The sequence below is a fragment of the Variovorax boronicumulans genome (assembly GCF_030812215.1).
Taxonomy (GTDB): domain Bacteria; phylum Pseudomonadota; class Gammaproteobacteria; order Burkholderiales; family Burkholderiaceae_C; genus Variovorax; species Variovorax boronicumulans_C.
The window spans coordinates 44346-65475 of sequence record NZ_JAUSSG010000015.1 but is presented as its reverse complement, the minus strand read 5'-3'; the positions used below and the strand labels follow the sequence as shown (position 1 = coordinate 65475).

General features: G+C 67.6%; 22 protein-coding genes and 1 tRNA gene. 13 read left to right on the top strand and 10 right to left on the bottom strand.

The features are described 5' to 3' along the window. Positions 1 to 96: 96 nt before the first annotated feature. Genes J2W23_RS29670 through J2W23_RS29660 form a run of 3 tightly spaced genes read right to left on the bottom strand, consistent with a single transcriptional unit; the run spans position 97 to position 6029 of the window. Positions 97 to 1518: an efflux transporter outer membrane subunit gene (locus J2W23_RS29670; RefSeq protein WP_307651290.1), complete on the bottom strand. Its 1422-nt coding sequence runs from the start codon at positions 1516 to 1518 to the stop codon at positions 97 to 99. After that, positions 1511 to 4672 (bottom strand): efflux RND transporter permease subunit, encoded by a 3162-nt coding sequence (locus J2W23_RS29665; RefSeq protein ID WP_176661894.1) that lies wholly within the window; start codon positions 4670 to 4672, stop codon positions 1511 to 1513. Before J2W23_RS29665 ends, J2W23_RS29670 begins: the two co-directional genes overlap by 8 nt. A gap of 16 nt (positions 4673 to 4688) precedes the next feature. After that, complete coding sequence (locus J2W23_RS29660; RefSeq protein ID WP_307651289.1) at positions 4689 to 6029, bottom strand: efflux RND transporter periplasmic adaptor subunit; 1341 nt, start codon at positions 6027 to 6029, stop codon at positions 4689 to 4691. A 180-nt stretch (positions 6030 to 6209) separates the two neighbouring features. On the opposite strand from J2W23_RS29660, the gene J2W23_RS29655 reads away from it, so the two are divergent. The 4 genes from J2W23_RS29655 (at position 6210) to J2W23_RS29640 (ending at position 8147) form a co-directional block, all read left to right on the top strand. Continuing rightward, positions 6210 to 6878 (top strand): TetR family transcriptional regulator, encoded by a 669-nt coding sequence (locus J2W23_RS29655; RefSeq protein WP_373424004.1) that lies wholly within the window; start codon positions 6210 to 6212, stop codon positions 6876 to 6878. A 43-nt stretch (positions 6879 to 6921) separates the two neighbouring features. After that, positions 6922 to 6996: transfer RNA gene (locus J2W23_RS29650), tRNA-Arg, on the top strand. Positions 6997 to 7119: 123 nt separating this feature from the next. Further along, the gene (locus tag J2W23_RS29645; protein ID WP_176661881.1) at positions 7120 to 7341 is read left to right on the top strand and encodes a hypothetical protein; all 222 of its coding nucleotides are present in this window, start codon (positions 7120 to 7122) and stop codon (positions 7339 to 7341) included. Between the two features lie 77 nt (positions 7342 to 7418). Further along, positions 7419 to 8147 carry a glutathione S-transferase gene (locus tag J2W23_RS29640; RefSeq protein WP_307651288.1) on the top strand — a complete coding sequence of 243 codons (729 nt, stop codon included), beginning with the start codon at positions 7419 to 7421 and terminating at the stop codon, positions 8145 to 8147. Here the strand turns inward: J2W23_RS29640 and J2W23_RS29635 are convergent. Then, positions 8144 to 8692, bottom strand: coding sequence for a hypothetical protein (locus J2W23_RS29635; RefSeq protein WP_307651322.1), 549 nt, complete (start codon positions 8690 to 8692; stop codon positions 8144 to 8146). The genes J2W23_RS29640 and J2W23_RS29635 overlap by 4 nt on opposite strands. 46 nt (positions 8693 to 8738) lie before the next feature. Here J2W23_RS29635 and J2W23_RS29630 point away from each other — a divergent pair, with 46 nt between their 5' ends. Both J2W23_RS29630 and J2W23_RS29625 read left to right on the top strand, forming a co-directional pair. Then, positions 8739 to 9656 (top strand): LysR family transcriptional regulator, encoded by a 918-nt coding sequence (locus J2W23_RS29630; RefSeq protein WP_307651287.1) that lies wholly within the window; start codon positions 8739 to 8741, stop codon positions 9654 to 9656. Next, entirely contained in the window at positions 9653 to 10222 is a 570-nt protein-coding gene (locus J2W23_RS29625; protein WP_307651286.1) for an RNA 2'-phosphotransferase, read from the top strand. The genes J2W23_RS29630 and J2W23_RS29625 overlap by 4 nt, the downstream gene beginning before the upstream one ends. On the opposite strand, the gene rsmI is transcribed toward J2W23_RS29625, so the two are convergent. Continuing rightward, positions 10219 to 11166, bottom strand: a complete 948-nt coding sequence (rsmI, locus tag J2W23_RS29620) for a 16S rRNA (cytidine(1402)-2'-O)-methyltransferase (protein WP_307651285.1) — start codon at positions 11164 to 11166, stop codon at positions 10219 to 10221. The genes J2W23_RS29625 and rsmI overlap by 4 nt on opposite strands. Positions 11167 to 11217: 51 nt before the next feature. Between rsmI and J2W23_RS29615 the strand changes: the two genes are divergently transcribed. From J2W23_RS29615 to J2W23_RS29605, 3 genes are all read left to right on the top strand, one after another. Further along, entirely contained in the window at positions 11218 to 11592 is a 375-nt protein-coding gene (locus tag J2W23_RS29615) for a YraN family protein (protein WP_176661899.1), read from the top strand. An 86-nt stretch (positions 11593 to 11678) separates the two neighbouring features. Continuing rightward, the gene (locus J2W23_RS29610) at positions 11679 to 12323 is read left to right on the top strand and encodes an SIS domain-containing protein (RefSeq protein ID WP_176661900.1); all 645 of its coding nucleotides are present in this window, start codon (positions 11679 to 11681) and stop codon (positions 12321 to 12323) included. Beyond that, on the top strand, positions 12320 to 13126 hold the full coding sequence (locus tag J2W23_RS29605) for a BON domain-containing protein (RefSeq protein ID WP_176661901.1): 807 nt from the start codon (positions 12320 to 12322) through the stop codon (positions 13124 to 13126). The genes J2W23_RS29610 and J2W23_RS29605 overlap by 4 nt, the downstream gene beginning before the upstream one ends. Before the next feature lie 30 nt (positions 13127 to 13156). Here J2W23_RS29605 and J2W23_RS29600 read toward each other — a convergent pair whose 3' ends face one another. From J2W23_RS29600 to J2W23_RS29590, 3 genes are all read right to left on the bottom strand, one after another. Then, positions 13157 to 14065, bottom strand: coding sequence for an NAD(P)-dependent oxidoreductase (locus J2W23_RS29600; RefSeq protein WP_307651284.1), 909 nt, complete (start codon positions 14063 to 14065; stop codon positions 13157 to 13159). 67 nt (positions 14066 to 14132) lie between these two features. Further along, positions 14133 to 15269, bottom strand: coding sequence for a PilT/PilU family type 4a pilus ATPase (locus J2W23_RS29595; protein WP_176661903.1), 1137 nt, complete (start codon positions 15267 to 15269; stop codon positions 14133 to 14135). Positions 15270 to 15296: 27 nt separating this feature from the next. After that, positions 15297 to 16340 carry a type IV pilus twitching motility protein PilT gene (locus tag J2W23_RS29590; protein ID WP_013543830.1) on the bottom strand — a complete coding sequence of 348 codons (1044 nt, stop codon included), beginning with the start codon at positions 16338 to 16340 and terminating at the stop codon, positions 15297 to 15299. A gap of 51 nt (positions 16341 to 16391) precedes the next feature. Here J2W23_RS29590 and J2W23_RS29585 point away from each other — a divergent pair, with 51 nt between their 5' ends. Next, positions 16392 to 17093 (top strand): YggS family pyridoxal phosphate-dependent enzyme, encoded by a 702-nt coding sequence (locus tag J2W23_RS29585; protein ID WP_307651283.1) that lies wholly within the window; start codon positions 16392 to 16394, stop codon positions 17091 to 17093. 3 nt (positions 17094 to 17096) lie between these two features. On the opposite strand, the gene J2W23_RS29580 is transcribed toward J2W23_RS29585, so the two are convergent. Together J2W23_RS29580 and J2W23_RS29575 are read right to left on the bottom strand one after the other, a co-directional pair. Then, the gene (locus tag J2W23_RS29580) at positions 17097 to 17564 is read right to left on the bottom strand and encodes an Lrp/AsnC ligand binding domain-containing protein (protein ID WP_013543828.1); all 468 of its coding nucleotides are present in this window, start codon (positions 17562 to 17564) and stop codon (positions 17097 to 17099) included. A 139-nt stretch (positions 17565 to 17703) separates the two neighbouring features. Continuing rightward, positions 17704 to 18168, bottom strand: a complete 465-nt coding sequence (locus J2W23_RS29575; protein WP_307651282.1) for a hypothetical protein — start codon at positions 18166 to 18168, stop codon at positions 17704 to 17706. 249 nt (positions 18169 to 18417) lie between these two features. Between J2W23_RS29575 and J2W23_RS29570 the strand changes: the two genes are divergently transcribed. From J2W23_RS29570 to J2W23_RS29560, 3 genes are all read left to right on the top strand, one after another. Then, positions 18418 to 19689: a Glu/Leu/Phe/Val family dehydrogenase gene (locus J2W23_RS29570; protein WP_176661906.1), complete on the top strand. Its 1272-nt coding sequence runs from the start codon at positions 18418 to 18420 to the stop codon at positions 19687 to 19689. 36 nt (positions 19690 to 19725) lie between these two features. Continuing rightward, complete coding sequence (locus J2W23_RS29565) at positions 19726 to 20379, top strand: nucleoside/nucleotide kinase family protein (RefSeq protein ID WP_307651281.1); 654 nt, start codon at positions 19726 to 19728, stop codon at positions 20377 to 20379. A gap of 84 nt (positions 20380 to 20463) precedes the next feature. Continuing rightward, a complete protein-coding gene (locus J2W23_RS29560; RefSeq protein WP_176661908.1) occupies positions 20464 to 21129 on the top strand; it encodes a DUF2242 domain-containing protein in 666 nt (221 codons plus the stop codon). Position 21130 lies beyond the last annotated feature (1 nt).

The window sequence follows — 21130 nt, the reverse complement described above, 5'->3', positions numbered from 1 at the left end:
CTCGTCGGGGGGCTTTTTCTAGATCAACCGACGATTATAGAGAGGCCCCTCGCCCCAGCGGGCGATTGGCCTCCCGATATCGGGCGCCCAGGCGCCTCAACCCTTGTCGCGCGTTGCCCAGCCGCCACCCAGCGTCTTGTACAGCGTGACCTGGTTCTGCAGTTGCAGGAGCCGCGCGTTGACCGCCAGTTGCTGCGCCGTGAACAGCGAGCGTTGCGCGTCGAGCAGGTCGAGCGCGCTGGCGATGCCGTTGCGGTAGCGCAGGTCGGAGAGCTTGAACCGCACCGCTTCCGCAGTGGCCTGCGCACGCTGCGCACGCACCTCTTCGCCCAGCGTGGCGCGGCCGGCCAGCGCGTCCGCCACTTCGCGGAACGCGGTCTGGATCGACTTCTCATACTGCGCCACCGCGATTTCGCGCCCGGCCTTCGACGATTGCAGCGTGGCCCAGTTGCGGCCCGCATCGAAGATCGGCAGCGTGACCGTGGGTGCGAACGACCAGGCCTTGGAGCCGCGGTCGAACAGGCCCGAGAACTCGCTGCTCGCGGTGCCGATCGAGCTGGTGAGCGACACGCGCGGGAAGAAGTTCGCGCGCGCCGCCCCGATGTTGGCGTTGGCGGCAATCAATTGCTGCTCGGCCGCGCGGATGTCGGGCCGCTCGATCAGCATGTCCGAGGGCAGGCCCGCGGGCACGTCGGGCATCGGCCGGATGCCGTCCAGCCCCTTGGTGCCGCCCGAGAGCGCACTCGCCGGCACCGGGGCGCCCAGCAGCAGGGCGAGTGCGTTCTCGTCCTGCATGCGCGCGCGCTGCTGCTGCGCGTAAGTGGCGCGGGCGCTTTCCGCGGCCGTGTTCGCGGCCTGGAAGTCGATCTCGGACGACACGCCGTTGTCGAAGCGCAGCTTGGCAAGGCGCACCGATTCCTCGCGCGTGACCATCGTCTGGCGCGTGATCTCGAGCAGCTCATCGTCGGCCATCAGCGTGATCCAGCCGGTGGCGACCGAGGCGATCAGGCTGATCTGCGCCGCCTTGCGCGTTTCCTCGGTGGCGAGGTACTGCGCCAGCGCCTGGTCCTTCAGCGCACGGATGCGGCCGAAGAAGTCGAGCTCCCAGGCGGTGAAGCCGAAGTTCACGCTGTACTGCGAGGCCACACTGCCGGCGCTGCTGTCGAAGGCCTGCAAGGAGTTCGGGCTCGAGCGCGAGCCGCTGCCCGTGAGGCCGAGCGCCGGGAAGAGGGCCGAGCGCTCGATCTGGAACTGCGCGCGCGCCTGCTCGATGTTGAGCACCGACACGCGCAGGTCCCGGTTGTTCGCCAGGGCGGTCTGGATCAGGCCCGCCAGGCGCGGGTCGGTGAAGAAGTCCTGCCATGGCAGGGCGGCGGCGGCCTGGCCGGCCGGTTGCGACGGGTCACCCGGGAAGGTGGTCGGCACCGGCGCGGCGGGGCGCTCGTAGGTCGGGATCAGCGAGCAGCCCGCCAGCAGCATTGCCGCGGCCAGGGCTGTGGGAATCAGTTTCTTAGTCATGTTTTTCCTCCGCAATGCCCGCGGCTTGCGCATGCTTGCGATTCACTTCCTGCTGGCGGGCGCTGCCTTTGAACAGCGTGCGCACCACCACGAAGAACACGGGCACGAAGATCACCGCGAGCACCGTGCCGGTCACCATGCCGCCGAGCACGCCGGTGCCGATCGCACGCTGGCTCGCCGAACCCGCGCCCGAGGCGATGAACAGCGGCACCACGCCGAGGCCGAAGGCCAGCGAAGTCATGATGATCGGCCGGAACCGCAGGTGCGCGGCTTCCAGCGCGGCTTCGACCACGCCCTTGCCCTGGGCCTGCAGGTCCTTCGCGAACTCGATGATCAGGATCGCGTTCTTCGCCGAGAGCCCGATGATCGTGATCAGCCCCACCTGGAAGTACACGTCGTTCGCATACGCGCGGAACATGGTCGCGAGCAGCACGCCCAGCACGCCCAGCGGCACCACCAGGATCACCGCCAGCGGAATCGACCAGCTCTCGTACAGCGCCGCGAGGCACAGGAACACCGCCAGGATCGCGAAGCCGTAGAGGATGATGGCCTGCGAGCCTGCGAGCTTTTCCTCACGCGACTGGCCTGTCCATTCGAAGCCGAAGCCTTGCGGCAGCTGCGCGGCGAGCTTTTCCATCTCGGCCATGGCGGCACCCGTACTCTGCCCCGGCGCCGCCTCGCCGCTGATGCGCATTGCGGGATAGCCGTTGTAGCGCACGGTCTGCGTCGCACCGGTGACCCACCGCGTGGTCGCGAAGGTCGCGAACGGCACCGGTTGACCCTGGGCGTTGGGAGCGTTGAGCTTGAGCATGTCCTCGGGCTGCATCCGCGCCGGCGCATCGGCCTGCACCACCACACGCTGGAAGCGGCCGCGGTTCGGGAAATCGTTGATGTAGCTCGAACCGAGCGTCGTCGACAGGGTGGTGTTGATCGCGTCGAAGCTCACGCCCAGCGCGTTCGCCTTGTCGCGGTCGATGTCGATCTGCAGCTGCGGCGCGTCTTCCAGGCCGTCGGGCCGTACCCCTGTGATGATCTTGCTCTGCGAGGCCATGCCCAGGATCTGGTTGCGCGCGTTGACGAGGGCGTCGTGGCCCGCGCCCGAGCGGTCCTGCAGCCGGAAGCTGAAGCCGCTGGAATTGCCAAGTTCGAGAATCGGCGGCGGGCTCAGCGGGTAGATGAAGGCATCCCGGATGCCCGAGAGCGCGCCGAAGGAACGGCCCGCGAGCGCCTTGGCCGAGTGGGCCGGGTCCTTGCGTTCCTCCCAGCTCTTGAGCGTCACGAACGCCAGGCCCGCGTTCTGGCCCTGGCCCGAGAAGCTGAAGCCCATCACGCTCACCATGCTCTCGACCTCGGGCTGCTTGAGCATGAAGCCTTCGACCTGCTTCATCACGTCCAGTGCGCGCTCCTGGGTCGCACCCGGCGGCAGCTGCACGTTCACGATGATGTAGCCCAGGTCCTCCTCCGGCAGGAAGGAGGTCGGCAATTGCCGGTAGACGAACACCACCGCGCCGATGATTGCGGCGTAGATCACGAGGTAGCGCGCAGCGCGGCGCAGGATGCGCGCGACCATGCCTTCATAGCCCTTGGCCGTGCGCGTGAAACCGCGGTTGAACCAGCCGAAGAAGCCGGACTTCTCGTGATGATGGCCTGCCTCCACCGGCTTGAGCAGCGTGGCGCACAGCGCCGGCGTGAGCGACAGCGCCAGGAAGGCCGAGAACGCGATCGAGGTCACCATCGTCGCCGAGAACTGGCGGTAGATGTTGCCGGTCGAGCCCGAGAAGAAGGCCAGCGGCACGAACACCGAGATCAGCACCACGGTCACGCCGATGATGGCGCCCGAGATCTGCTGCATCGCCTTGCGCGTGGCCTCCAGCGGTGGCAGCCCTTCCTCGCTCATGATGCGCTCGACGTTCTCCACCACCACGATCGCATCGTCCACCACGATGCCGATCACCAGCACCATGCCGAACATCGTCAGCACGTTGATTGAGAAGCCCAGTGCGAACAGCACGGCGAAGGTGCCCAGGAGCGCGATCGGCACCACGATGGTCGGGATGATCGTGTAGCGCCAGTTCTGCAGGAACAGGAACATCACGAGGAACACCAGCGCCACGGCTTCGAGCAGGGTCTTGACCACTTCGGTGATCGAGATCCGCACCACGGGCGTCGTGTCGTACGGCATGCTCCATTTCACGCCTTCGGGGAAGTAGCGCTGCAGCTCGGTCAGCCGCTCGCGCACGGCCTTGGACGACTTCAGCGCGTTGCCGCTGGGCGTGGGCAGCACGGCGATGCCGACCGCGGGCACGCCGTTCAGGCGCGCCGAAGTGGCATAGGCCTGGCCACCGATCTCGATGCGCGCGACGTCCTTGAGCCGCACGGTCGAGCCGTCGGTGTTGGCGCGCAGCACGATCTCCTTGAACTGGTCGACGTTGGCGAGCTGGCCGTTGACCGTTACCGTGGCCGCGATCGCCTGGCCCGGCACGTTCGGCAGGTCGCCGATGGTGCCTGACGCCACCTGTGCGTTCTGCGCGCGGATCGCGTTGTTGACGTCGGCCGGCGACAGGTTGAAGCCCTGCAGCTTGGCCGGGTCGATCCAGATGCGCATCGCGTTCTCGGAGCCGAACAGCTGGACCTGGCCCACGCCGTCGATCCGTTGCAGTTCCGGCACGATGTTGCGCGCGGCATAGTCGCCCAGCGCCGAGGTGTCGGTGCTGGCGTTGCTCGACGACAGCATTGCGAACAGCAGGAAGTTGGAGCGCGACTTGTCGACGCGCACGCCCTGCTGCGTCACCGAGGACGGCAGCCGGGGTGTGGCGCGCGAGAGCCGGTTCTGGACGTCCACCTGCGCGAGGTCTTCATTGGTGCCGGGCTCGAAGCTGATCGTGATGGTGCCGGTGCCGTCGGCCTGGGCCACCGATTCCATGTAGATCATGCCCGGCGAGCCGTTCATTTCGCGCTCGATGATGGCCAGCACGCTGTCCTCGAGCGTCTGGGCCGAGGCGCCGGGGTAGGCGACGGTGATCTGGATGGCGGGCGGTGCCACCGGCGGGTACTGCGAGATCGGCAACTGGCTGATTGACACGCCGCCTATCACGAGGATGAACAGCGCGATCACCCACGCGAAGATCGGGCGGTCGATAAAGAATTTGGCCATGCGGGCGCGCTCCTAATTACTTCTTCTCGGCCGGGGCGGAAGCCTGGCCGTTCGCGGCGGGGGCAGCCGCAGGCGCTGCGGCCGATGCAGCTGCAGCCGGTGCGGCTGCAGGGGCGGCGCCAGGCGCGGGTGCTGCCGGAGCGGGGGCCGCGTTCGGGTCGGGCTTCTTCCAGGGCACGGCCTTCACGGGCGTTCCGGGCGGCATCATCTGCAGCTTCTGGAAGCCGTCGACCATCACTTGTTCGCCGGCCTTCAGGCCGTCGAGCACCACCCACTGGTTGTCCTTGGCGGCGCTGATCTTCACGGTGCGCTTGCTGATCTTGCCGTCCTTGTCGACCACCGAGACGGTGTCGCCCTGCTGGGTGCGGGTGACGGCCTGCTGCGGCAGCGCGATGGCGTTCGTGGCCTGGGCCTGCTCGAGCTTCACGCGCACATAGAGACCGGGCAGCAGCTCGCCCTTGGGGTTGGGCACTTCGGCGCGCAGCGTGACCTGGCCGGTGGTCGAGTCGACCGTGAGGTCGGAGAACAGCAGCTTGCCGGGCAGGGCGTAGTCGGAGCCGTCTTCCAGCACGATGCTCACGCTGGCGGCTTCCTCGCCGCCCGCGCGCTTGTATTGGCCGGCGGCCAGTGCGCGGCGCAGCTTCAGCACGTCGGAGGCCGACTGCGTGAAGTTCACGTACACCGGGTTGATCTGCTGCACCACGGCGAGCTCGGTGGCGTCCCCCTGGCCCACCAGCGCACCTTCGGTCACGAGGGCGCGGCCGATGCGGCCGGCGATGGGCGAGGTCACGTCGGCATAGCCGAGGTTGATCTTGGCGGTCTGCACCGCGGCGCGGCCGGCGGCCACGTCGGCTTCGGCGGTCTTTTGCGAGGCGACGGCGTTCGCGTATTCCTGCTTGCTGACCGCATTGGCTTCGACCAACGGCTTGTAGCGATCGGCCAAGGCCTTGGCCTGCACGGCGTTGGCCTCGGCGCGGGCCAGCGTGGCCTGCGCGTTCTGCGAAGCGGCCACCAGCGGTGCCGGGTCGATGCGGAACAGGAGCTGGCCGGCCTTCACGTCGCTGCCTTCGCGGAATTCGCGCTTGAGCAGGATGCCCGATGCGCGGGCGCGAACCTGGGCGATGCGCGAGGCCTCCAGGCGGCCCGGCAGTTCGGTCACGAGGCCGACATCGGTCGGTGTGGCAACGACCACGCCCACTTCGGGCGCCGGCGGGTGGCCACCGCCACCACCTGCGCCACCCGGACCGGCGGGCGCATCGCCCTTGCCGCAGCCCGCGAGGACCAACAGGACGACGGCGGCCACGGTCGCGAGACGTGGCGAAAAGGACGATGGGCGCGAGACATGCAGGAGAGGCATGCGATTCCTTTGAAGCGAAGACGGGAGATGGCGTGTTCGCAAGGCGAACAGGAAGACAGCATAAACAGTCGGGCCATCGGGGAAGTCCGGTAGTTTACATACATTCATGGATGTATAGTGACTGCTTGCAATGGCCCCACGGCGGAGAAGGGGCGTTGCCTTTACAAATCAGGAGACTTGGTGGCACGTCGTACGAAGGAAGAAGCATTGGCCACGCGGAATCGGTTGCTCGATGCCGCGGAGCTGCTGTTTCAGGCGCAAGGCGTCTCGCAGACCTCGCTGCAGCAGATCGCGCAGCAGGCCGGCGCGACGCGCGGCGCCATCTATTGGCACTTCAAGGACAAGGCCGATCTCTTCAACGCCATGATGGAGCGCGTCATCCTGCCGCTGGAGGCCGCGCCCAAGAGCGAGGCCGCCGCCGGCAGCGACGATCCCCTGGTCGAGATCGAGGAGGGCATGGCCCACGCGCTGACCCTCATGACCACCGACCCGCAGGTGCGCCGCGTGTTCGATGTGGCCACCCACAAGGTCGAGTACACGCACGACATGGCCTCGGTACAGCAGCGCCACCTCGACGCGCGCAACGCCTGCGTGGTCGACTTCGAAAAAGCCCTGCGTCTGGCCGCGCGCCGCGCTCACATCAAGCTGCCGGTGCCCGGCCACGTGGCGGCGCAGGGCATGCATGCGCTGATCAGCGGCCTCATCCAGAACTGGCTGCTCGACCCGACCGCCTTCGACCTCGTACCGACCGGGCGGCGCACCTTCCGCGTCTATCTGGCGGGACTCGGGTTCGAGCGGCCGGCGATCGGCACGGTGGTTGCGCACGAAGCCGAAACTGCGGTTGCCTGATAGGCGATAATCTCGGGCTCCGGACGTTTTCCGGACCTATCCTCTCGCTGTATTTCAACGGATAGAATTCGGCCCTCCGAAGGCTGAGATCCAGGTTCGATTCCTGGCGGCGGGACCAAATGCAAGACCGGAAGCCTCCCAAGGGCTTCCGGTTTTTTTCTTTGCCCCCGACGTTCTCCCCGCGACCATCCACCACGCGCTGGCGTCTCCTCGCCACCGCGCACATGCAAGATTTCCATCGATGACGGAGTTGACTGATCTGGACGAGGCCAGCCTGGCGGAACACGCCGCGGAATGGCGCCGGCGCGCACTGCGCGGCGAAAAGCAGGCGCGCGGCATTGCGCATGCCCTCGAAGCCGAGATGCGCCGCCGCTCCGGCGACACGGTCACCCAGAACATCGACCTGGACACCCGCCCGCAGGCGCTGCGCCTCGCGCCGCGGCCATGGTGGAAGTTCTGGTGACCCTTCTTCTTCAGCGTCGCGACGCGTGAAGGACCGCGGCGGTTGCAGGGCTGTAGAGACCCTGACACCATGGCCGCATGCCTTACCAACTCCATTACTGGCCCACGATCCAGGGCCGCGGTGAATTCGTGCGGCTCGCGCTCGAGGCGGCGGGTGCCGACTATGTCGACGTGGCGCGGTTGCCCGAATCCAAAGGCGGAGGCGAATCGGCACTGGGCGCGCGGCTCGGCGATCCCAACAACGCCCGCGCCGCCTTTGCGCCGCCCTTCCTCGTCGACGGCGACATCGTGGTGGGCCAGACCGCCGCGATCCTGTTGTACCTGGGGCCTCGCCTGGGGCTCTCGGGCGTCGGCGAGTCCGACGGGCTGTGGACGCATCAACTGCAGCTCACCATTGCCGACGTGGTGGCCGAGGCGCACGACACGCACCATCCGATCTCGACCGGCGCGTACTACGAAGACCAGCGCGATGCCGCCATGCAGCGTGCCCGGGCCTTCCGCGAAGAACGCATTCCCAAGTTCCTGAACTGGCTCGAGCAGGTGCTCCGGCGCAATCCCGCGGGCGATCTGCATCTGGTCGGCGACATGCTGACCTACGCCGATCTCTCGCTGTTCCAGCTGGTCGATGGCTTGCACTATGCGTTCCCGAAAGCCACTGCGAGGGCGCTGGCCCGCACGCCGGCCGTAGAGAAGCTGCACGCCAACGTCAAGCGCCGCCAGCGCGTGCACGACTACCTGCAGAGCCCGCGCCGCATCGCGTTCAACGAGGATGGGATCTTCAGGCGGTATGCGGAGCTGGACGGCTAGCCGACGACTGCGGCCGCATCCTTCCACGCCGGCAGCAACACCAGCCCCGCGACCGTGACCGGCTTTCCCTGTGGGCCGAACAGATAGCGGTGCGGCACGATGCCTTCGAGGTGCCGTAACACGTCGCTGCGGTCGTCGATGAAGTGCGTGATGCCTAGCTCGCGGCAGTGATCGGCCTTCTGAGGCCGTTGGAGGCAGAAGCGCAGGTTGCTGGGCGCAATGCCCGTGCGTTCAAAGAAGCGGTGATGCCGCAACCACGCCCGGCTCTTGGCCTGCACGCTCGGCCCGCACTTCGAGACCAGCCAGACCCGGCCTTCGAACCGGGCGACCAGCGGCGCGACGGCATCGAACATACCTTCGTAGGGCGGCGTCTTCAGCGCATCGTCCATCGAGCCGCCGATGAACGAGGTATCCGCGCCATTGGCGCCTTCGGGTGCGATCAGCACGCGACCGATATCGATGCCTAGCTTGGGAAGAGTGTGGGTGTTCTTCATTTCTTGTTCCTTGTGTGTTTGAAGCAGCCGGATCGTAGAAATGAAGCCCATCACCGTGAACTACTGATATTGGATCTGCTATCCATAAAATGGATAGATGGAGATTCCCCGCACCAACCTCGACGCGCTGCAGTCGTTCGCCGTGTTCGCCGACACGCTGAACTTCAGCGAGTCGGCGCGCCTGCTGCATATCAGCCAGCCGGCGCTGCATGCCAAGGTGCGCAAGCTTTCCGAACAACTCGACGCCAGGCTCTACCTGCGCGTCGGCAGCGCGCTCGAACTCACGAGCGTCGGCGAGCAGGTGGCGCGCCATGCGAGGGAACTGCTCTCGCTGAACCGCCGTTTCGTCAAGGGGCTGGAAACAGGGCGCGACAAGCCGGCTGTCACGCTCGCGGCCGGCGAAGGGGCTTACCTCTACCTGTTGGGGAAGGCGTTGTCGCAGTTCTCCGGGCCGGGTGCTTCGCCGCACCTGGAGTTGCTCACGCGCAACCGTGACGAATCCATCCAGGCAGTACGGGCCGGCCAGGCGCAACTGGGCATCGCACCGCTCAGCGCCGTGCCCACGGACCTGCGGGCTGTGCGCCTGACGGTCGTGGGCCAGGCCCTGGTCGTGCCGCGCACACACGCCCTGGCGGCACGCAGGTCAGTACGCCTTCGGGACCTGAAGGACATGCAGTTGATCGTTCCGCCGGCCGGCAAGCCGCATCGCGAGCTGCTGGGGCGGTTGCTTCAAGCCGAGTCGATCCCCTGGCAGCCGTCGCTCGAAGCCAACGGTTGGGAACTGATGCTGCGTTTCGCGCAACTGGGATTCGGGGCGACGGTGGTGAATGCCTGTTGTCGCATTCCCAAAGGGCTGGTGGGCATTCCCTTGAGCGGCTATCCGCCCCTCGAGTACCACGTGTTCCATGCCGCCGACAGGCCGCCGAACCCGCATGTGCAGCGGCTCATGGATGCCTTGCTCGCGCACGGCGACCATTGGCAGGCAGCACTTCAGCCCGCCAGGAAAACCGCATGACGCCTCAAGACGCGAGCAAGTTCATCGCCTACGTGCTGCGGCACGCGCCCGAATCCATCGGCCTGCAACTCGACGCGGAAGGCTGGGCGGACATCGACGCTCTGGTGGTGGGGGCCATTGCCGGTGGCCGTGACCTGGCCCGGGCGGACGTCGTGGGCGCGGTGACATCAGGGGAAAAGACGCGCTACGAGCTGTCGGACGACGGTCTGCGCATTCGTGCCCTGCAGGGCCATTCGACGCCGCAGGTGAAACGCAGCTTCGATGCGGTCGAGCCGCCGGCCCGGCTCTTTCACGGCACGGCGACGCGCTTTCTCGATGCCATTCGGGTGCAGGGGCTCAGGCCCGGCGCGCGGCAGCATGTGCACCTGTCGGCCGACGTGGACACGGCGGTGCGGGTGGGGCGGCGCCATGGTCGGGCGCATGTCCTCGTCGTGGACGCGGGCCGCATGCACGCGCTCGGCCACGCCTTTCATCTCGCGGAAAACGGGGTCTGGCTGACGGAGGTGGTTCCACCAGAGTTTCTCTCGGAGGTCGCGTCCGGTCGCCCCGGCTTGAGGGCCGGCTAGTCGCTCGGCTCGTCATTGCGAATACGCAGCGCCATCTCATAGAGCGCATTGCGCGGCGCCCCGCTGATCTCGGCCGCCAGCCGCACCGCGGTCTTCACCGGCAGCTCAGCCAGCAGCAGGCGCAGCACGCGCTCGCCTTCCGCGCCGCCGTCACCACTTACCGCGACCGGGTGAAGCACCAGTGCGAACTCGCCGCGCACGCGGTCGCGGTCGGCAGCGAACCAGTCGGGCAGGGCGCTGGCCGCCACTGTCGCGATGTCCTCGAACTGCTTGGTGAGCTCGCGGCCCACGGTGATGCGGCGCTCGCCCAGCACGGCCATTGCGCGCGCGAGGCTTTCGATACGGTGCGGCGCCTCCAGCAGCACCACGGCGCGGGGCTCCTGCGAGAGCGCCTGCACGGCGGTGTCGCGCTCGCCGGCCTTGCTCGGCAGGAAGCCCGCGAAGACAAAGGCGCTGCTCGCGTTGCCGTCCGCGCCGTCCGCCACAAGGCCGGCGGCGCCGATCAGCGTGGTGACGCTGCTCGCGCCCGGCAGCGGCAACACGCGCTGGCCTGCCGCGCGCACCGCCGCGACGAGCCGCGCGCCGGGGTCGCTCACGCCGGGCGTGCCGGCGTCGCTCACGTACGCGATACGCTCCCCCTGCGCGAGCCGTGCGACCACGGCCTGCGCGGCCTCGGCTTCGTTGTGCTGGTGCACGGCCAGCAGCCGGGCGCCGGGGCGGTCGATGCCGTAGGCGCGCAAGAGGCTCTGCGTGTGGCGCGTGTCCTCGCAGGCGATCACATCGACCAGCTGCAGCACGTGCAGCGCACGCAGCGTGATGTCGGCCAGGTTGCCGATCGGCGTTGCGACCACGTAGAGCGTGGCCTGCGGATAATGCTGCGCACCCGCGGCGTCGTGCGCGGCCGCAAGGGCGGCGCCGAAAGAAGCAGGGGCGAGTGAAGCCAAGAGGTTTCTCCGTGAGAGCGAACGACAAGAAAGAGAAGACGGCAGGGAGCCATGAAGACCAGAACGACGAAGCATCGCGGCGATGCGGCGGAAGACGCCGCGCTCGCGCATCTGCAGGACGCCGGCCTCGTGCTGATCGCGCGCAATTATCGAACGCCCGGGCGCGGCGGCGGCGAGATCGACCTGATCATGCGCGATCCGCGGGGTCCCGGCGGCGGCACGCTGGTGTTCGTCGAGGTCCGCCAGCGCAGCGCCGGCACGCACGGCGGCGCGGGCGGCAGCATCACCGGCCTCAAGCAGCGGCGCATCGTGTTTGCCGCGCAGCACTACCTGAGCCGGCTGCGCTCGGTGCCGCCGTGCCGCTTCGACGTGGTGCTGGTCGAGGAGAAGATCACCTGGCTCCAGGCCGCGTTCGACGCAGCCTGATGAACTGAGCGAGGGAACCGAAGCGCCACTGAAGGCTCCACAACTCACACGTTCTGTTTCACGGCCCCCAGTTATCATCCCGCCCCATGCTCGAGCAACGGATTCAGCAGCACTTCATCGACAGTGCCGACCTCAAATATCAGACCGGACCGGTCCTCAGCAAACCCATCTCCCAGGCGATGCAGGCCATCCTGGCCTGTGTGACCAGCGGCGGCAAGGTGCTGGCTTGCGGCGCGGGCGTCTCGGGCCTGCTGGCGACGCAGTTCGCCGCGCAGTTCGTCGGTCGTTTCGAACGCGAGCGCCCTGAACTGGGCGCCATCGCACTGCCTGGCGACGCCACCGACCCTAACGCCGACAGCGCAAGTGCGCTCGATGCCGATCGCTTCGCCCGCCAGGTGCGCGCACTGGGCCAGGCCGGCGACGTGCTGCTCGCGTTGAGCGCCAGCGGCCAGTCGGCTGCGGTGCTCGCCGCCGTGCTGGCGGCGCACGAGCGCGACATGACAGTGGTCGCGCTGCTCGGCAATGCCGTCTCGGGCCCGCCCGCAGCGCCCGGCGCAGGCAGCAGCGGCACCGGCGGCGTCATCGGCCGTGCGCTGCGCGAGACCGATGTCCAGATCAGCGTGCCGCACGAGCGTGCGGCGCGCATCCATGAAGTCCACCTGCTCGCGCTGCATTGCCTGTGCGACGGCGTGGATGCCCAGTTACTCGGAGAACAGGAAGCTTCCTCATGACCATGAAGACCATGACGGCCACGTCGACCCAGCGTTTCGCCCTCGCTCTCACCCTGGGTGCCGCCCTGGTCGCAGGCCTTTCGGCCTGCGTGCCGCTCGTGGTGGGGGGGGCCGCGGTGGTGGGCGTGGGCATGGTGGCAACCGATCGCCGCAGTTCGGGCGCCCAGCTCGACGACCAGGGCATCGAACTGCGCGCCGCCGCCCGCGTGCGCGACATCGCCAACGACCAGATGTACGTGAGCGTCACCAGCTACAACCGCCAGGTGCTTTTGACCGGCGCGGTGGGCAACGAGGCCGACCGTCGCCGCGTCGAGGACGAAGTGAGCCGCGTGGTCAACGTGCGCTCCGTGGTGAACGAGCTCACGCTCGGCGCGCCCAGCACCTTCCAGGACCGCTCGAACGACCTCTACATCACGGGCAAGGTGAAGGCTTCGCTGCTCGATGCAAAGGACATCTTCGCCAATTCGTTCAAGGTGATCACCGAACGCGGCGTGGTCTACCTCATGGGCATCGCCACGCGGCGCGAGACCGATCGCGCAACCGAGATCACGCGCGGCGTGGGCGGCGTGGTGAAGGTCGTGCGCGTGGTCGAGGTGGTGAGCGAGGCCGACCTCGCCGCAAGCCAGGCGGCGAACCAGTCGTCGGCACAGCGTGGCGGCACGGGACCTGCGCCGGTGAGCAACGCGACGCCGTCGACGCCTTCTTCATCGTCGCGCGTGCCGCTGCCGCCGATGGAGCCGCTGCCCGCGCCGGGCTCGGCGACGCCCGCGCAGCCGGCGGTGACGACCTCGCCGGTCCGCTGAAACAAGAAGGCCCGCATCCGCGGGCCTTTTTCATTTGAGCCGGATGATCAGGCTCGAGGTGTCCCAGCGCCTGCCGCCGGCCTGCTGCACGTCGGCATAGAACTGGTCGACCAGCGCCGTCACCGGCACGCGCGCGCCGTTGCGCTTGGCCTCGTCGAGCACCAGGCCCAGGTCCTTGCGCATCCAGTCGACCGCAAAACCGTAGTCGAACTTGCCCTCGATCATGGTCTTGCCGCGGTTGTCCATCTGCCAGCTCTGGGCTGCGCCCTTGCCGATGACGCCGAGCACGGCTTCCATGTCCAGGCCGGCGCGCTGGCCGAAGGCGATGGCCTCCGACAGCCCCTGCACCAGGCCCGCGATGGCGATCTGGTTCACCATCTTCGCGAGCTGGCCCGCGCCGCTCTCGCCCAACAGGGTGACTGCGCGCGAAAACGACGCGGCCACCGGCTTGATGCGCTCGAACGCGGCCGCGTCGCCGCCGCACATCACGGTCAGCGCGCCGTTCTGCGCACCGGCCTGGCCGCCGGAGACCGGCGCGTCGATGAAGTGCAGGCCCAGCGCCTCGGCCGCCTTCGACAGTTCGCGCGCCACGTCGGCCGAAGCGGTCGTGTGGTCGACGAGCACGGCGCCTTTCTTCATGCCGGCGAAGGCGCCGTCGGCACCCAGCACCACCGAGCGCAGGTCGTCGTCGTTGCCGACGCAGCAGAAAACGATGTCGGCGCCCGCCGCGGCTTCGCGAGGGGTGGCGGCATGGCGGCCGGGTGGGCCGAATTCGGCGGCCCAGGCCTCTGCCTTGGCGGCCGTGCGGTTGTAGACCGTGACGCTGTGGCCGGCCTTGGCCAGGTGGCCGGCCATCGGCCCGCCCATGACGCCGAGGCCGAGAAAGGCCACCGTCTGCGCGGGGATGGATTCGTAGGTTCGGGTGTTGATGCTGCTCATGGAGCACGAGCTTAAAGCCATTCGGCGAATGGGCGCAGCCTCGCCCTGGTGCCGCCCCACTCGCCGGTCAGACGATCGCGAAGTGTTCTGTGCCCGCTGCCAGGTCGGTGCTGCGCGCACGCTGGCTGTTGAGCTTGATCTGCAGCCGCAGGTCGTTGGCCGAGTCGGCGTTGCGGATCGCGTCTTCGAAGGTGATCGAATGGCTCTCGAACAGGTCGAACAGCGCCTGGTCGAAGGTCTGCATGCCCAGGTTGCGGCTCTTGCGCATGATCTCCTTGATCTCGCCCACCTCGCCCTTGAAGATCAGGTCGGAAATCAGCGGCGTGTTCAGCAGCACCTCGACGGCGGCCACGCGGCCCTGGCCGTCTTCGGTCGGCACCAGGCGCTGCGAGACCAGCGAGCGCAGGTTCAGCGACAGGTCCATCAGCAGTTGCGCGCGGCGCTCTTCGGGGAAGAAGTTGATGATCCGGTCCAGCGCCTGGTTGGCGCTGTTGGCGTGCAGCGTGGCCATGCAGAGGTGGCCCGTTTCGGCGAAGGCCACCGCGTGTTCCATGGTTTCGCGGTCGCGGATTTCGCCCATCAGGATCACGTCGGGCGCCTGGCGCAGCGTGTTCTTGAGTGCCGCTTCCCAGCTGTCGGTGTCGATGCCCACTTCGCGCTGCGTCACCACGCAGTTCTTGTGCGGGTGCACGAATTCGACCGGGTCTTCCACCGTGACGATGTGGCCGTAGGAGTTTTCGTTGCGCCAGTCGATCATCGCGGCCAGCGTGGTCGACTTGCCCGAGCCCGTGGCGCCCACGAGGATGGTGAGACCGCGCTTGGTCATCGACACGTCCTTCAGGATCTGCGGCATGCCCAGGCCGTCGATGGTCGGCAGCTTGGCGGGAATGGTCCGCAGCACCATGCCGACCTTGCCCTGCTGCACGAAGGCGTTGACGCGAAAGCGCCCGATGCCGGTCGGCGAGATCGCGAAGTTGCACTCCTTGGTGCGTTCGAAATCAGCCACCTGCCGGTCGTTCATGACCGAGCGCGTGAGCGCCAGCGTGTGCTGCGCGCCCAGCGCCTGCTGCGACACCTTGGTGACCTTGCCGTCGACCTTGATCGCGGGCGGAAAGTCGGCGGTGATGAACAGGTCGCTGCCGTTGCGGCTCACCATGAGCTTGAGCAGGTCGTTGATGAACTGGCTGGCTTGATCGCGTTCCATGATGTCGGTACTCCGGTGGGCTGTGGATCAGCCGGGGAAATTCTCGGGAATCTTCGCCTTGCCGCGGGCTTCGGCGGCGGAAATCGTGTTGCGGCGAACCAGTTCCATCAGGTTCTGGTCGAGCGTCTGCATGCCGGAGCCCTGGCCGGTCTGGATGGTGGAGTACATCTGCGCCACCTTGGCCTCGCGGATCAGGTTCCGGATGGCAGGCGTGCCCAGCATGATCTCGTGCGCCGCCACGCGGCTCTGGCCGTCCTTGGTCTTGCACAGCGTCTGCGAAATCACTGCCTGCAGCGACTCCGAGAGCATCGCGCGGATCATTTCCTTCTCTTCGCCGGGGAACACGTCGATGATCCGGTCGATGGTCTTGGCGGCCGACGAGGTGTGCAGCGTGCCGAACACCAGGTGGCCCGTTTCGGCCGCGGTCATCGCGAGGCGGATGGTTTCGAGGTCGCGCAGTTCGCCCACAAGAATGGCGTCCGGGTCTTCACGCAGGGCCGAGCGCAGCGCGTTCGAGAACGACAGCGTCATCGGGCCCACTTCGCGTTGGTTGATGAGGCACTTCTTGGACTCGTGCACGAATTCGATCGGGTCTTCCACCGTGAGGATGTGGCCGTACTCGTTTTCGTTGAGGTAGTTCACCATCGCCGCCAGCGTGGTCGACTTGCCCGAGCCCGTGGGGCCTGTCACCAGCACCAGCCCGCGCGGCTTGAGCGCCAGTTCGCCGAAAATCTTCGGCGCGTTGAGCTGCTCGAGCGTGAGGATCTTCGAAGGAATGGTCCGGAACACCGCGGCCGCGCCGCGTGCCTGGTTGAAGGCGTTCACGCGAAAGCGGGCAAGGCCATCGATCTCGAACGAGAAGTCGACCTCCAGGAACTCTTCGTAGTGCTTGCGGTGCGTGTCGCTCATGATGTCGTACACCATCGCGTGCACGCCCTTGTGGTCGAGCGCATCGACGTTGATGCGGCGCACATCGCCATTGACGCGGATCATGGGCGGCAGCCCGGCCGACAAGTGCAGGTCGGAGGCTTTGTTCTTGACGCTGAATGCCAGCAGTTGGGTGATGTCCACGGGGCTCCTCGGCTCGAGTTCGGTGACGTTTTGATACGATTTTGGACGATTATGACGATGATTGGCGACGACCTCCAGCAAGTAAAGAACCGGATCGAGGCGGCATGTGTAACGGCCGGCCGCGACCCGGCCGGGGTCCGGTTGCTGGCGGTGTCCAAGACCTTCGGGGCCGAGGCGGTGCGTGAGGCGCATGCGGCGGGCCAAACCGCCTTCGGCGAGAACTATGTGCAGGAGGGGCTGGACAAGATCGAAGCGCTCGCCGATCTGCGCGCCTCCCTCGAATGGCACTGCATCGGCCCTCTGCAAAGCAACAAGACGCGACCTGTCGCCGAGCAGTTCGACTGGGTCCACAGCATCGACCGGCTCAAGATCGCCGAGCGCCTGTCGGCGCAACGGCCGGCCCATTTGCCGCCGCTCAATGTATGCCTTCAGGTTAACGTGGACGGCGGCGCGAACAAGTCCGGCGTGCCGCCGGAAGAGGCCATCGAACTCGCTCGCGCTGTGGCGGCGTTGCCACATCTGCGGCTGCGGGGGCTCATGGCGATCCCCGAACCGGCGCCGGATTTCGCGGCGCAGCGCGATCTGTGCCTGCGAGCGCATGCAGTTTTCGAATCGATCAAGGGAGCGGGCATCGCGCTCGACACACTCTCGCTCGGCATGAGCGCAGACCTCGAAGCCGCCATCAGCGCCGGCAGCACGATGGTGCGGGTCGGCACCGCGCTCTTCGGCGGCCGGGCCCGCAAGCCCGCCTGAGCTTCAGATTCCGAGCGGCAGCCGCGCGCTGCTCTTTACTTCTTCCATCACCGCATAGGTCCGCGTCTCGCGCACGCCGGGCAGTTGCCACAGCACCGTGCCCGCGAACTCGCGGTATGCGGCCATGTCGGCCATGCGGGTCTTGAGCAGGTAGTCGAAGCCGCCGGCGACCATGTGGCATTCCATGATCTCGTCGCGCACCTGCACCGCGGCCTTGAACTGATCGAACACGTTGGGCGTGGTGCGGTCGAGCAGCACTTCGACGAACACCGTGAAGCCCCGGCCCAGCTTCTCGGGATCGAGCCGGGCCTCGTAACCCAGGATGAAGCCGTCGCGCGTGAGGCGCTGCACGCGCGCCAGCACCGCGGTGGGCGAGAGCGCCACCGCCTCGGCCAGCTTGAGGTTGGTGATGCGCCCGTCCTCCTGAAGGATCTTCAGCAGGCGAAGGTCGATGCGGTCCAGGTCGAGCATCGGAGAATTATCCGGTCCCTGCATCGATTCCTTGCAGAAGATGCGGCCTATGGTGGCTGGCCATAGGAGATAGAACCAAGGAAGTGCCCTGTGCCTACCCTGCGTCGCTCCTCCCCGCGCGATCCGGCACCGTTGCCGCTCAGCGAACGTTGGTGTGCGACTGCGCAGCCGCCTGCTGGCGCGTGAGCTGGTCGACCAGCGCGCCATAGGCGCGGCTCGTGCGCAGCTTGTTGTATTCGGCCATGGCCTGGCGGTAGGCGGGCCGTGTCGGGTCGGCGCCGGCATCGCTGTTCTGCAGCGCAGCCATCCCGGACTGGACCCACAGCCGTGCGTCGGCCGCCACGGCGGCGCGGCTGTTCGCGGGACCGACGGCGGTCGGCGGCGCGTAGCTGGCGGTGTAGCCCTGCGTGGGCGCGCTTTTGAGCCACTGCTGCGCATCGGTCGTCACGGCCGCGCGCGTCGTCGACGAGGCAAGCGGCACGGGCCGCGGGTCGCCTTCGGCGTAGTTGCCTGCAAGGCTCGGTGCCGAGGCGATGGCCAGCAGGGCGGCGACGGCGGCGGTGCCCAGGACGTGGCTGGTGCGGGTGGTGGAAGAGGACTTCATTCGCTAGCTCCTTGAGATGGTTGGTTGGTGAGGCCAACTCTATGAAGTGGATCTGCGCGATCGATAACCGGTCGATGACAGTTTGGTTATCTGCCGGCCGCTCGCCTTGTCGCTGGCCGGTCGGTGCCCGGAACAACGCCGCATAACGTCTCTTGCATAACCGCCAGCGCGGCGCGCATAAGCCATGGCGCGACCGGCGCGAGAGGTCTATCGTTGCGGCCACCTCAGTTCCAATCCAAGGGATCTCTCATGAGTGAAAAACTCTCCTTCGTCTCCCCCACCGCCAACAGCCCGTGGGGAACGTACCTCTCCCAGGTCGACCGTGTCGTGCCGTACCTCGGCCCGCTGGCCCGCTGGGTCGAAACCCTGAAGCGCCCCAAGCGCGCGCTGATCGTGGACGTGCCGATCGAAATGGACGACGGCACCATCGCCCATTTCGAGGGCTACCGCGTGCAGCACAACATGAGCCGCGGCCCGGGCAAGGGCGGCGTGCGCTTCCACCCCGACGTCACGCTCGAGGAAGTGATGGCGCTGTCGGCCTGGATGACCATCAAGACCGCCGCCGTCAACCTGCCGTACGGCGGCGCCAAGGGCGGCATCCGCGTCGACCCGAAGAAGCTCTCGCTGCAAGAGCTCGAGAAGATCACCCGCCGCTACACCAGCGAGATCGGCATCATCATCGGCCCGCACACCGACATTCCCGCGCCCGACGTCAACACCAACGGCCAGATCATGGCGTGGATGATGGACACCTATTCGATGAACGTCGGCGGCACCGCCACCGGCGTCGTCACCGGCAAGCCGTTGCACCTGGGCGGATCGCTCGGCCGCGTGAAGGCCACCGGCCGCGGCGTGTTCGTCACCGGCCGTGAAGCCGCGCGCCGCCTGGGCATGGACCTGCGCGGCGCGCGCATCGCGGTGCAGGGCTTCGGCAACGTGGGCTCGGTCGCGGCCGAACTCTTTGCCGAAGCGGGCGCCAAGATCGTTGCTGTGCAGGACCACACCGGCACCATCGTCAACACCAACGGCCTGGACCTTGCGACGCTCATCCCCATCGCCAACAAGGACGGCGTCATCGCCTTCAAGGGCGGCGACGTGGTGCCCAACGAAGCCTTCTGGGACACGGCCTGCGACATCCTGATCCCAGCCGCCCTCGAAGGCCAGATCACCGCCGAGCGCGCGCAAAAGACCACCGCCAAGCTGGTGCTCGAAGGCGCCAACGGCCCCACGGTGCCCACGGCCGACGACATCCTCGCCGAGCGCGGCGTGCTGGTGGTGCCCGACGTGATCTGCAACGCCGGCGGCGTGACGGTGAGCTACTTCGAGTGGGTGCAGGACTTCTCGTCCTTCTTCTGGGACGAGGACGAGATCAACGTGCGCCTGGACCGCATCATGATGAACGCGCTCAACCAGATCTGGGACACGGCCGACAAGCACAAGATCACGCTGCGCACGGCAACGTACGCGGTGGCTTGCGAGCGGATCTTGATGGCGCGCCAGGAACGCGGCCTGTACCCCTGATGCTTTTTTGACGCGCGGGGACGCTACGCTCGAGGGATGAGTTCCATCCCCGTGCAAAAGCTTCCTTCCGTTCCTGCAGACGGCCTTGCCCGTCTGCAGGCCCTCATGGCCACCGGGCAGCGCAAGCTGCTGGGGTTGGTCGGTGCGCCGGGTGCCGGCAAGTCCACGCTGGCGCTCGCGATGCTCCAGGCCGTGGGTGCCGACCGCGCCCAGGTCGTCCCCATGGACGGCTTCCACCTGGCCAATGTCGAGCTGCAACGGCTCGGCCGCGCCGACCGCAAGGGCGCTCCCGACACCTTCGACAGTGCCGGCTACGTCGCCCTGCTGCAGCGGCTGCGCAACCAGAAGCCCGATGGCGACATCGTCTACGCCCCCGAATTCCGCCGCGAGATCGAGGAGCCGGTTGCCGGCGCCATCGCGGTGCTGCCCTCGACGCGGCTCGTGATCACCGAAGGCAATTACCTGCTGCACGACGTCGGTCCCTGGGCCGGTGCGGCGGCGATGCTCGACGAGGTCTGGTACGTGGACATCGACGACGCGGTGCGCGAAGCGCGCCTGGTCGCGCGCCACGAGCAGTTCGGCCGCAGCGCCGAGGCCGCGCGCGACTGGGTGGCCAGCACCGATGCGCCCAACGCGCGGCTGATCGCCGCCACCAAGGTGCGGGCCCATCACGTGCTCATGTGGTCCTGAAAATAATCCGCCGCCAGGGAACGCCGGCCCGCCGCCGCGCTCGAAGCCTTGCCGGCGGAGGCGCCGGTTAGCATTCGCCGCGCCATGCCGTCCCACTTCACTGCCTTGCCTTCCTTTTCTTCCCTTCGCACGCCGGTCCTCGTTCTGGGCCTGCTGTCTGCCCTCGTGCTCGCCGGCTGCGGCAGCGCCTCGCGGCGCGTGTCGTACGAGCCGGAGGAGTTCGACTCCACCACCACCCACACGCGCAACTACGCCGCCACCGAGGCCCAGACCTGCGAGGCCGCGCGGCGCGCGCTGCTGAGCCAGGGCTACATGGTCACCGCGGCCAACGCCGACCTGGTGACCGGGCGCAAGAGCTTCCAGCCGGCGGCCGAGGTGCACGTCGAAGTCGAATTCCGCGTGGTCTGCGCGCGGGAGGGGGGCAAGTCCGGCAAGCAGAGCACCGTCGCTTTCGCAACGGCGCTGCAGGACCGCTACGGCATCAAGAAGGTCAACAACTCGGCCAGCCTGGGCGTCGGCGCGATCGGCTCGCTCTCGCTGCCTTTCGCCGGCAGCGACGACGCGATGGTCAAGGTGGCCAGCGAGACGCTGACCGACGAACGCTTCTACGACCGCTTCTTCACGCTGCTCGACCGTTTCCTCGAGGGCGGCGGCGCCGATGCACCACCCGACATGCCGGCAGAAGCGCCCGCCACAGCACCGGCGCCCGCAACCAGCTTCCCGGTTGCGCCTTCACCGAACCGCGGCTGAA